Source organism: Microbacterium sp. (assembly GCF_051953575.1).
Lineage (GTDB): Bacteria > Actinomycetota > Actinomycetes > Actinomycetales > Microbacteriaceae > Microbacterium.
Window position 1 is genome coordinate 1 of record NZ_JBQCIP010000011.1, and the last position, 11,587, is coordinate 11,587.

At 70.5% G+C, this 11,587-nt stretch carries 10 protein-coding genes; 8 read left to right on the forward strand and 2 right to left on the reverse strand.

Features of this window, described 5'->3' with window-relative positions; translation table 11 throughout:
- Positions 1–160: 160 nt before the first annotated feature.
- From rsmH to ACTHNQ_RS00765, 8 genes are read left to right on the forward strand one after another with little or no spacing between them, the layout of a single operon-like run.
- On the forward strand, positions 161–1,114 hold the full coding sequence (gene rsmH / locus ACTHNQ_RS00730) for a 16S rRNA (cytosine(1402)-N(4))-methyltransferase RsmH (RefSeq protein ID WP_440330532.1): 954 nt from the start codon (positions 161–163) through the stop codon (positions 1,112–1,114).
- Positions 1,111–1,710 (forward strand): hypothetical protein, encoded by a 600-nt coding sequence (locus ACTHNQ_RS00735; protein ID WP_440330533.1) that lies wholly within the window; start codon positions 1,111–1,113, stop codon positions 1,708–1,710. The genes rsmH and ACTHNQ_RS00735 overlap by 4 nt, the downstream gene beginning before the upstream one ends.
- 58 nt (positions 1,711–1,768) lie before the next feature.
- Positions 1,769–3,553, forward strand: coding sequence for a peptidoglycan D,D-transpeptidase FtsI family protein (locus tag ACTHNQ_RS00740; protein ID WP_440330534.1), 1,785 nt, complete (start codon positions 1,769–1,771; stop codon positions 3,551–3,553).
- A 25-nt stretch (positions 3,554–3,578) separates the two neighbouring features.
- Positions 3,579–4,991: a UDP-N-acetylmuramoyl-tripeptide--D-alanyl-D-alanine ligase gene (locus ACTHNQ_RS00745; RefSeq protein ID WP_440330535.1), complete on the forward strand. Its 1,413-nt coding sequence runs from the start codon at positions 3,579–3,581 to the stop codon at positions 4,989–4,991.
- On the forward strand, positions 4,988–6,100 hold the full coding sequence (mraY, locus tag ACTHNQ_RS00750) for a phospho-N-acetylmuramoyl-pentapeptide-transferase (RefSeq protein ID WP_440330536.1): 1,113 nt from the start codon (positions 4,988–4,990) through the stop codon (positions 6,098–6,100). Before ACTHNQ_RS00745 ends, mraY begins: the two co-directional genes overlap by 4 nt.
- On the forward strand, positions 6,097–7,677 hold the full coding sequence (gene murD, locus ACTHNQ_RS00755; protein ID WP_440330537.1) for a UDP-N-acetylmuramoyl-L-alanine--D-glutamate ligase: 1,581 nt from the start codon (positions 6,097–6,099) through the stop codon (positions 7,675–7,677). Before mraY ends, murD begins: the two co-directional genes overlap by 4 nt.
- A complete protein-coding gene (gene ftsW / locus ACTHNQ_RS00760) occupies positions 7,601–8,935 on the forward strand; it encodes a putative lipid II flippase FtsW (protein ID WP_440330538.1) in 1,335 nt (444 codons plus the stop codon). The genes murD and ftsW overlap by 77 nt, the downstream gene beginning before the upstream one ends.
- Positions 8,936–8,978: 43 nt before the next feature.
- The gene (locus tag ACTHNQ_RS00765) at positions 8,979–10,064 is read left to right on the forward strand and encodes a UDP-N-acetylglucosamine--N-acetylmuramyl-(pentapeptide) pyrophosphoryl-undecaprenol N-acetylglucosamine transferase (RefSeq protein ID WP_440330539.1); all 1,086 of its coding nucleotides are present in this window, start codon (positions 8,979–8,981) and stop codon (positions 10,062–10,064) included.
- A 3-nt stretch (positions 10,065–10,067) separates the two neighbouring features.
- Here ACTHNQ_RS00765 and ACTHNQ_RS00770 read toward each other — a convergent pair whose 3' ends face one another.
- Entirely contained in the window at positions 10,068–10,439 is a 372-nt protein-coding gene (locus ACTHNQ_RS00770; RefSeq protein WP_440330540.1) for a GntR family transcriptional regulator, read from the reverse strand.
- Positions 10,436–11,380 (reverse strand): hypothetical protein, encoded by a 945-nt coding sequence (locus tag ACTHNQ_RS00775; protein WP_440330541.1) that lies wholly within the window; start codon positions 11,378–11,380, stop codon positions 10,436–10,438. Before ACTHNQ_RS00775 ends, ACTHNQ_RS00770 begins: the two co-directional genes overlap by 4 nt.
- Positions 11,381–11,587 lie beyond the last annotated feature (207 nt).

The window sequence follows — 11,587 nt, forward strand, 5'->3', positions numbered from 1 at the left end:
GAGAGCTACGCCGAGCTGGAGCAGGAGGTGATCCCGGGACTGTTCTGATGCCCCAGGCCCCGACTCCCAGCCGCTCCCGCCCTGACACACTTCCCCGGTGCCAGGTCAGAGCGGATGGGGATCAGGACCGGGGGAGGAAGAGCAGCAGGACCGGCACATCATGAACCTTCGCGACATCCACACCCCCGTGATGCTCGAGCGCTGCATCGAGCTGCTCGCACCGGCTCTTCAGCGCGACGGAGCCGTCTTCGTCGATGCGACCCTCGGCATGGGCGGTCACTCCGAGGCGTTCCTCGAGCGCTTCCCGGGTCTGCGCCTGGTCGGGCTCGACCGCGACACCGACGCGCTGCGCATCGCGGGGGAGCGGCTGGCCCCCTTCGGCGACCGGGTGACGCTCGTCCACACCGTCTACGACGGGATCGCGGATGCCGTCACGTCGGCCGGATTCGCGCACGCCGACGGCATCCTCTTCGATCTCGGCGTCTCGTCGCTGCAGCTCGACGTCGCAGACCGCGGCTTCGCGTACGCGCAGGACGCACCGCTCGACATGCGCATGGACCAGTCGGCCGGCACGACCGCCGCCGATGTCCTCGCCACCTACGGCGAGGGCGACCTGCGGCGCATCTTCGAGCGCTACGGCGAAGAGAAGCTGGCGGCCCGTTACGCCCGCGCGATCATCGCGGCACGCGCGGAGGCGCCGATCGAACGCTCCGGTCGCCTCGTCGAGATCCTGCAGGCGGCCACCCCCGCCGCCGTGCAGCGTGCCGGCCATCCCGCGAAGCGGGTCTTCCAGGCGCTGCGCATCGAGGTCAACCGCGAGCTGTCGGTGCTCGACCGCGCGGTCCCGTCCGCCCTCAGCATCCTTCCGGTGGGCGGCCGCATCGTCGTGCTGTCGTACCAGTCGCTCGAAGACCGGCTCGTCAAACGCGCTCTCGCCGAGGCGTCGGCCTCGACCGCACCGGCCGGTCTGCCTGTCGAGCTGCCCGAGCACGCCCCCCGATTCCGACTGCTCGTCAAGGGAGCCGAGCTCGCCAGCGACGAGGAGCGCGCGGTCAACCCGCGCGCGACGCCCGTGCGGCTGCGCGCCGCCGAGCGGCTGAGGGAGGACGCATGAGCACGACCGCGCTGAGCGCGAGGGGACTGCCCCGGCGGTCCGTCGCGCCCGAGAGAGCGGATGCGCCGCGCCGGCGCCTGCGGATCGTCGACGCACCGGCGCGACGGCGCCGCCCGAAGCTGCTGTACGGGATCGTCGCCGTCGCGGGCGCCTTCCTCATCGCCGCGGCCCAGATGTCGTTGTCGCTCATGACGACGCAGGGGACCTACGAGCTGTCCACGCTCGCGCAGGAGCAGCGCGACCTCACCTACCAGAAGCAGATCCTGTACGACGACGTCGCCGGGCTCAGCTCGCCGCAGTACCTCGCAGCCAACGCGGCGGCGCTCGGCATGGTGATCAATGAGGCGCCGAGCTACCTGCGCCTCAGCGACGGCGCGATCCTCGGTCCGTCCGAGGCTGCGATGGGAGCGTCGTCGGTGGATGCCATCGGCCGAGGCTCGGTCGCCAACGCGCTGATCAGCGACACGCCTCTGGTGACCGTCCCCGACGCCACGATCGGCGGTCTCCCCGTCGAGGTGGCGGACCCGGTGGACGGCGGGGTCGGCAACACACCGCCGCCGATCACCGATGGACTGCCGATCCCGAGCACACACTAGGGCCGAGCACGCACGTCGGCCGAGCACACATTGAGATGACGCGAAGCGCGAGAAGCAGATGACGACACGAAGCACGAGAAGTCCCCGTCGCCGCACCGTTGTGGCCCTCGGAGTCGTGCTGGCCGTGCTGGCAGGTTTCGTCGTCCGTCTCGTCGACATCCAGGTCGTCAACGCGGACGAGCACGTCAAGGACTCCCTCAACGTCGCGTTCGCCGGCAAGGAGGAGCTGTACGGCACGCGCGGCTCGATCGTCGACACCAACGGGCAGGTGCTGGCGGGCAGCATCCTGCAGTACGACTGCCAGCTCGATCCGCTCCTCATCACGCAGATCGATTCCGCCGTGCTCGAGAAGAAGTCGAAGTACCGCCTGTGGGCCGACGTGTCCGACGATGTCGCCGCCATCACCGGCCAGACGCCGGAGGAGGTGCGCCAGATCGTCGGGGACGCGCTGGCCGCGAACTCGGCGACCCAGTACGCGCTGCTCAAGAAGGGGCTGTCCACCGAGCAGTTCCGTGATCTGGCGGATCTCAAGGTGCCGTACCTGCACTGCCAGGAGCACCCCGCACGCTCGTACCCGGACGGCGCGGTGGCCGGCAACCTGATCGGCTTCGTCGGGTCCGACGGTCAGCCGTTGGAGAGCCTCGAGAAGGCGCAGAACGCCTGCCTCGCTGCCAGCGACGGCCAGCTCACCTACGAGCAGGGCAAGGACGGCGTCATCATCCCGGGCACCGAGAAGCAGGACCCGGCCACCGACGGCGGCACGCTGAAGCTCACCATCGATCGCGACCTGCAGTGGTATCTGCAGCAGCTGATCGCCGAGCAGACGCAGAACATGGCGGCCCAGCGCGGCGCGATCCTGGTCTACGAGGTGAAGACCGGCAAGGTGCGCGCCGCCGCCGAGTATCCGACGGTCGATCCGAATAACTTCGCGGCGGCCGAGGTCGGCGACCGCACGAGCAGCATCTTCCTCCACGAGTTCGAGCCGGGGTCGACCTTCAAGGGGCTGACGGCGGCGACGGTGATCGACGCCGGCGGTCAGACCCCGGAATCGACGGTCACCGCGTCGGGGCTGGAGAACTTCCCGGGCGGCGTCCGCGTGCGGGACTCGTTCCAGCACCCGGCCTACGACTACACGCTGACGGGTGTGCTCATCGACTCGTCGAACGCGGGCATCTCGAAGTTCAGCGAGAAGGTCGACAAGCAGACCCGCTACGACTACTTCAAGAAGTTCGGCATCGGCGACGGCACCGATTCCGGGTACCCCGGTGAGGCGGACGGCCTCATCTACCCGGCCGGCGAATGGGGCGCGCAGACGACGTACAACACCGCCTTCGGCCAGGGCGTCACGACGACGATGCCCGAGCTGGCGCGGGCGTACGGCGCGATCGTCGACGGCGGCGTGAGGATGCCGCTGCAGATCATCGAGTCCTGCACGAAGGCCGACGGCACCGTCGTCAAGCCTGAGCTCGCGGCGCCCGAGCGTGTCATCAGCGAGAGCACGTCCGCCCAGATGCGCGAGATGCTCGAAAACGTGTTCCTGCAGGCGAACTACGCCAAGGCCGTCGAGATCCCGGGCTACCGCATCGGCGGCAAGACCGGCACCGGTGAGAAGAGCGACGGCAACGGCCACTACAAGCAGGGCGTCTACTACACCACCATGGTGGGCTTCGCGCCCGCGGACGACCCTGAGTACGTGGTCGTCGTCACGCTCGACGAGCCGACGAAGGTAACATCGTCTGCGGCCAACGCGACCGCGTTCCAGAAGGCCATGACGCAGGTCCTGAAGACCTACCGCATCATGCCTTCGACGACGTCGCCGGTGCTGCTGCCCAAGTTCGGGTAGCACCGACCCGACGGAGCACCTCCCCATGATCTCGCTCACCATCGCCCAGCTCGCGCATGCCGTCTCGGGCGAGGCGTTCCTCGCCGACGGCGACACGCCCGACACCGTCGTCTCCGGCGCCGTGGACACCGATTCCCGCCTGATCGCACCGGGCGGCATCTTCGTCGCCAAGCCCGGTGAAGCCACCGACGGGCACCTGTTCGTCGACGCCGCCGTCGCGAACGGCGCGGCCGTGGCGATCGTCGAGCACCGCGTCGAGGCCGGCGTCTCGCAGATCGTGGTCGCCGACGCCGTCGAGGCCCTCGCCGACCTCGCGCGCGTCGTCGTGAACTCGGTCCGGGATGCCGGAGACCTGCGCGTGGTGGGCATCACGGGCTCGAACGGCAAGACCACGACGAAGAACCTGCTCGCGCGCATCCTCGAAGACGAGGGCGAGACCGTCGCTCCCAAGGCGTCGTTCAACAACGAGGTCGGAGCGCCGCTCACGATGCTGCGGGTCACCGACTCGACGCGGTTCCTGGTAAGCGAGTTCGGCGCGAGCGGACCGGGCGCGATCGCCCGTCTGGCCGGTCTCGTCGATCCCGACGTCGCGGTCGTGCTGATGGTGGGCATGGCGCACGCAGGCGGGTTCGGCGGCATCGAAGGCACGTTCCGGGCCAAGTCCGAGCTGGTGCAGGCGCTGCGGCCCGGGGGAGTCGCGGTGCTGAACGCGGACGACGCCCGCGTCGCGGCCATGGCGCCCATCGCCGCCGAGCAGGGCGCCACGGTGCGCTGGTTCGGCCGCGGCCCCGAGGCCGAGGTGCGCGCGGACGACGTCGTCGTGACGGCATCCGGCACGTCCTTCACCGTGACGGCCGACGGCGAATCCGTCCCGCTGCGACTGAAGGTGCTCGGCGAGCATCATGTCATGAACGCCCTCGCCGCCATCGCCGCGGCCACCACGCTCGGCGTGACGCTGGCCGATGCCGTCGCGCGCCTGGAGACCGTCGAGATCGCCGAGCGCTGGCGCATGCAGCCGCTCGGCTCCGACCGCGTGCGGATCATCAACGACGCCTACAACGCGAGCCCCGACTCGATGGCCGCCGCGCTGCGCACGCTCGCGCAGATCACCGGCCCGGGGGAGCGAACGGTCGCCGTGCTCGGCGCCATGAGCGAGCTCGGCGAGTACGCCGAGGAGGAGCACGATCGCGTCGGCCTGCTCGCGGTGCGCCTCGGCATCCAGCGCATCGTCGTGGTCGGCGACGGAGCCCGCCGCATGTACCTCGAAGCGGTCGCGCAGGGCTCGTGGGACAACGAGGCCGTGTTCTTCTCGACCGCCGATGAGGCGTTCGACTACCTCCAGGGCGAGCTGCGCGACGGCGACCGCGTGCTCGTCAAGTCGTCCAACTCGGCAGGGCTCCGGTTCCTGGGCGATCGTCTGGGAGAATCGTTCTCGTGAGATCACTCCTGACCGCGGCGGCGATCTCGCTGGCCTTCACGCTCTTCCTCACCCCCGTCTTCCTGCGGCTGTTCCGCAAGTGGGGGTGGGCGCAGGTGATCCGCACGCCCGAGGACATCCGCAACCCCAACCACCAGACCAAGCGCGGCACGCCCACCATGGGCGGCACCATCTTCATCGTCGGCACGATCGTCGGCTATCTGGTCGGCTGCTACAGCGGCAACAACCCGCCCACCATCTCGGGCCTGCTCGTCATCTGGATGATGGTGGGCCTGGGGGTCGTCGGGTTCATCGACGATTACATGAAGGTGCGCCAGCAGCGCTTCATGGGTCTGAGCGGATGGCGCAAGGTCGTCGGCCAGATCATCGTGACGGTCCCGTTCGGCATCGTCGCGCTCAACTTCCCGAACAGCTACGGCCAGACGCCGGCGTCGCCGTACATCTCGGTCTTCCGCGACGTGCAGGCCCTGTCGTTCATGGCCGTCGGGGTCGTCGTCGGCTGGCTGCTGTACCTGACGTGGGTGTCGTTCATCGGCGTCGCCTTCTCGAACAGCACCAACGTGACCGACGGACTCGACGGTCTGGCGGCCGGCTCCGGCATCTTCGTCACGGGCGCGTACAGCCTCATCGCGTTCTGGCAGTTCAACCAGGCGTGCTGGGGCGGCAGCGACCTGTCGTCCGGTGCGCAGATGGCCTGCTACCCGACGCGCGACCCGTTCGACCTCGCGATCATCTCGGCGTCGTTCGTCGGCGCGCTGGTCGGATTCCTGTGGTGGAACGCCCCCAAGGCGAAGGTCTTCATGGGCGACGTGGGCTCGATGGCGATCGGCGGCGTGATCGCCGCGATGGCGATCCTCACCCGCACCGAACTGCTGGCGGTGCTCGTCGCCGGCGTCTTCATCATCGGTCCGGGCTCGGTGATCCTTCAGCGGCTGTACTTCAAGATCACGCGTGGCAAGCGGCTCTTCCTGATGAGCCCGTTCCACCATCACCTCGAGATGCGCGGCTGGTCCGAGGTGACCATCGTCGTGCGGATGTGGATCATCGCCGGCCTCCTCGCCGTCTCGGGCATCGGATTCTTCTACGTCGAATGGCTCTCTCGCACATGACCTCGGATCGCCTGCGCGCGCTCACCAGCTGGAACGCCGACTGGAAGGGGCTCCGCGTCGCCGTGCTCGGCCTGTCTGTCACCGGGTTCGCGGTGGCCGACACGCTGACCGAGCTCGGCGCCGACGTGCTCGTCGTCACCGAGAAGGCCGACGAGGAGTACGCGCGCCTGCTGCCTGTCATCGGCGCGCGACTGTGGACCGGCCCCCTCGGCGAGGTTCCCGCCGAGCTCGCCGAGTTCGGCCCCGAGGTCGTCGTGGCATCGCCCGGCTTCGCGCCGCAGCATCCGCTCGTCGTCTGGGCGCTCGCGAACGACATCGCCCTCTGGGGCGACGTGGAGCTCGCCTGGCGCGTGCGCGACAAGGTCCTCCGCGCCGACGGCACGCCCGCCGACTGGGTGCTGATCACCGGCACGAACGGCAAGACGACCACGACGCGCCTCACGGCCTCGATGCTCGTCGCCGGCGGCCTGCGCGCGGCCCCCGTCGGCAACATCGGCACGCCCGTGCTCGACGCCGTGCGCGATCCGTCCGGGTTCGACGCACTCGTCGTCGAGCTGTCGAGCCACCAGCTCTGGTACCTGGGGCTGCAGGACTCGCCGGAGCCGCTGTCGCCGCATGCCGCCGTCTGCCTCAACCTCGCCGACGACCACCTGGAGTGGCACGGCTCGTTCGAGGCGTACCGGGACGCCAAGGCCCACGTGTACGACAACGCGCGCGTCGCGTGCGTGTACAACAAGGCGGATGCCGCCACCCAGGCCATGGTCGAGGACGCCGAGGTGATCGAGGGCGCCCGCGCCATCGGCTTCGACCTCGGCATCCCCGGCCCGAGCGACCTGGGCGTCGTCGAGGGCATCCTCGTCGACCGGGCGTTTCTCGACGACCGCCACAAGAGCGCGCTCGAACTCTCCACGGTCGAGGAGCTGGCGGGCCTCGGACTCGCGGCGCCGCACGTCGTCGCCAACATCCTCGCCGCGGCGGCCCTCGCCCGCTCGCTCGACGTCGCGCCCGCCGCGATCCGCGACGCGCTGCGCGGCTTCCGTCTGGACCCGCACCGCATCGAGATCGTCGCCCGGCACGCGGGCATCACGTGGGTCGACGACTCGAAGGCCACCAACCCGCACGCGGCGGCGTCGTCGCTCGCGGCCTACCCCGGCGCCGTGTGGGTCGTCGGGGGGCTGCTCAAGGGCGTCGACATCTCGGAGCTCGTGGCCGGCCGCGGGGCGACCGCCAGGGCCGCGATCGTCATCGGCGCCGAGCGTGCGGCGGTGGTGGCCGCGTTCGAGCGACACGCGCCCGCGGTGCCCGTGTTCGAGGTGGACCACGTCGAGACTGAAGACGTCATGGCGCGTGTCGTCGAACTGGCGGCAGGGGTGGCGCGTGACGGGGACGTGGTTCTGCTCGCTCCCGCTGCGGCATCCTTCGACCAGTTCGCATCGTATGCGGACCGCGGTCGCCGATTCGCGGCGGCCGTGAGGGAACGGATCGGAACGGAGGCCCCGGGTGACGACGACAGAGCCGCCTCGGCCCCGGGCCACACGGCCGACGCCGCCGCGCCAGACGACACCGACGACGCCTGAGCAGACCGCGCCCGCCTCGTCCGAGGCCGACAAGCCGGCCAGGCGGGGGCTCGCGGCCCGTGTCTCGCTCGGACGCGTGTTCGCACCTGTGCCCAGCGAGTTCCTCCTCATCGCCTCGACGGCGCTGCTGCTCACGGCGTTCGGGCTCGTCATGGTCCTCTCGGCCACCTCCGCCACGGCGGCCGCGAAAGGCGAGGCGCCGTGGGAGATGGTGCTCAAGCAGGTGATGTTCGCCGCGGTGAGCATCCCGCTGATGTTCATCGCGAGCCGCCTGCCCGTGTCGTTCTACAAGCGGATGGCGTGGCCCGCGCTCATCTTCGGGGTCGCTTTCCAGCTGCTCGTCTTCGTGCCGGGGCTCGGCGTCGCCGCCGACGGCAACCGCAACTGGATCAACATCGGCGGCGTCCAGGCGCAGCCCTCGGAGTTCCTCAAGCTGGGGCTGGCGCTGTGGGTGGCCTTCGTGCTGTTCCGCAAGCGCACGCTGCTGGCGGACTGGCGGCACGTGTACATCCCGCTCGTGCCGGTCACGATCCTCGCCATCGGCACGGTGATCGCCGGCCACGACCTCGGCACGGCCATGATCCTCGCGCTCATCGTGCTGGGCGCGCTCTTCTTCTCGGGCGTGAAGCTGCGCATCTTCGTGCTCCCCGCGATCGGCGCCGCCGCCGCGGTGGCGTTCCTGGCCGTCACGAGCCCGGACCGCATGCGGCGGTTCATGAGCTTCTTGAACCCGAACTGCCTCGACGACTACTACAACGACTGCTACCAGCCCCTGCACGGCATCTGGGGACTGGCCAGCGGGGGCGTCTTCGGCCTCGGACTGGGCAACTCGCGCGAGAAGTACGACTGGCTTCCTGCCGCCGCGAACGACTACATCTTCGCCATCGTCGGCGAGGAGCTGGGCCTCATCGGCTGCGCGGTGGTGCTGACGCTGTTCGCGCTGTTCGCCGTGGGCGCCTTCCACGTCATCCGCAAGACGGACGACCCCTTCGTGCGCATCGCCGCCGGCGGCATCACCATCTGGATCGTCGGTCAGGCTCTGATCAACGTCGGCGTCGTCCTCCGCGTGTTCCCGGTGCTCGGCGTCCCCCTGCCGTTCATGTCGCAGGGCGGCACGTCGCTGCTGTCGGCGCTCGTCGCATCCGGCGTGCTGTTGGCGTTCGCGCGCACGCTGCCGGCATCCGTCGCCCGCCGCGAGGCGCGGATCGCCGAGGCGCGCGCGGCACGCGAGCGGGCCAAGCTGCGCGCCGTCCGCTGACCCGGCCCTGAAGGCGGGTGACCCGGCCCGGTAGGCTCGGGGAGTGACGACGTATCTTCTCGCCGGCGGCGGCACCGCCGGGCACGTCAACCCGCTGCTCGCCGTGGCCGACGCGCTGCGCGCCCGGGACCCCGAGGCGGAGGTCCTCGTGCTCGGCACCCGTGAGGGGCTCGAAGCGCGGCTCGTGCCCGAACGCGGATACGAGCTGCTGATCGTCGAGAAGGTGCCCTTCCCGCGGCGCCCGAACGGCGCGGCGGCTGCCTTCCCGGCGCGCTTCCAGCGCGCGATCGGGCAGGCCCGCCGCCACATCGCCGAGCGCGGCGTCGACATCGTGGTGGGCTTCGGCGGCTACGCCTCGGCCCCCGCGTACGTCGCGGCGCGCCGTGAGCGCGTGCCGTTCGTCGTGCACGAGGCCAACGCACGCCCAGGGCTCGCCAACGTGCTGGGCGCCCGCCGTGCGGCGGGCGTCGGCGTCGCATTCGAGGGCACGCCGCTGAAGCGCTCGCGCGTCGTCGGGATGCCGCTGCGCGAAGAGATCGTCACCCTCGACCGCGCCGCGCACCGGCCCGAGGCGGCCGAGTACTTCGGTCTGGATGCCGGCAAGCCCGTGCTGCTCGTGTTCGGCGGCTCGCTCGGCGCACAGCGCCTCAACGAGGCGTTCGGCGAGGGCCATGGCGGAGCCTGGCGCGACGTGCTCGACGCAGGCTGGCAGCTGCTGCACGCCACAGGGGAGCGGTCCAAGCTGCCCGACCCAGGCGTGCCCGGCTACGCCGTCGTGCGCTACCTCGACCGCATGGACCTCGCCTTCGCGCTGGCCGACGCCGTCGTCTCGCGCGCGGGTGCCGCGACGGTCAGCGAGATCAGTGCCCTCGGCATCCCGACGATGTACGTCCCCTACGCGGTCGGCAACGGCGAGCAGGCGCTCAACGCCGCGTCCGCCGTCAGGGCCGGAGCTGCCGTGCTGATCCCCGACGCCGAGTTCACGGGAGACCGCGTGCGCACCGAGGTCGTCCCGCTCCTGCTCGACGACGCGCGGCGCACCGCGATGGCCGAGGCTGCGGCATCCGTCGGCATCCGCAACGGCACCGGAAACGTCGTCGCGATGATCGACGAGGCGCTGCAGCGCTGAGGTTCAGGCGGTCGCCGGACCTGCGGACCGCAGCGCGGCCGTGACCGCAGCCAGCGCCTCGTCCGTGTCGAGGCGCAGGTCGCGCGCCTGCGCCGCGAACGCGGCCGCCGCGCGCTGCAGCTGCTGCCGCGCCGGATCGGCGTCGAACGCCACGAACGTGCCGTTGCGGCCGCGGGTCTCGATGATGCCGGATGCCTCGAGCTCGCGATACGCCCGCGCCACGGTTCCCGGCGCGACGCCGAGGTCCTCGGCCAGACGCCGCACGGTGGGCAGCCGCTCGCCGGCGGCCAGCTCGCCGGACGCGACGGCATCCACGAGTCCCGCGCGCAGCTGCTCGAACGGGGGGACCGGCGATGCCGGGTCGATGACGATCATGCGGGAGACCCTCCGATCGGGGCGGGAGCGGGCGCGAGAGCGGGTGCAGGCCGAAGGTACTCCGGATACAGCCGAAGCGGCAGCCGTCCGTCGAGCAGGATGTAGACGAGCTGGATGACCGGCACGCCGTACCACGGGAAGACCGAGAACTGCTCGCTCCAGTCGAGCTGGTCGGTTCCGAGGACCGCGCGGACGATGCTCGTGAGTGCGAGCCCCAGTGGCAGCCAGGCGGCCATAGCGGCGACCATGCGCAACGGAGCGAACGTGCCGACTCGGAACAGGTCGTCCCATGCGAGCTCCAGGGTGTCGCTCGCCGGCTGGGGCTGCGCCAGCACGCGATGCTCGGCGACGCGACCTGCGATCGCGGTGAGCGCCGCGAAGGCCAACAGGACGGTCGCGACCACCAGGGTCCCCGGTGCGGTGGCGCCGGCGGTCGTCGTCGCGACGAGGCCGGCGCATGCGAGGACCGCGGCGACGAGCAGACACGCGGGGAGCCGCGCCGCCCATGCCGGCAGATAGTCGTGCACCCGCAGCGCCCTCGCTCGTGCGATCCGCGGCGCGTTCGGCGCCGGCGAGAAGAGTCGCTCCCGGACCGTCACGACGGTAGAGGCGATGCCCAGCGTCAGCACCAGCGTGAGCGTGAAGATCCACATCGCCGCCGGCGACGAGCCGAGCGGAGTCCAGACGAACAGGCCGCCGATGACCACGATCCCGGCCAGCATGCCCCACATGCTCGCGCGCAGGAGTGCACGAGAGCGTCGCCGGATGCTGCGCCACATGTCCCACGTCGGGATCGGCAGTCGGGCGCGAACCGAGATCTGCTGGATGCGCGTGACGCCCCACGATTCGCGTCGCACGGGGATGAGGAACACGATCGGGATGACGGCAGCCACGCACAGCAGGATGGTGTTGAACGCCTGGAACGACATCTCGAACTCCATATCTGGATTGTGTCACCCTCTGTATCAATGTGTCAATACAGAATGGATGCCGCCACCGGCGCTGCAGGGCGCGCCGGGGCCGCGGCATCCTCTCGCCAACTTAGGATTGACGGGCCATGATCAGACCCGATCTCAGTCTTCCCATCCCCGACGACATCACCGCCGCCCACTTCATCGGAATCGGCGGATCCGGCATGTCGGGGCTCG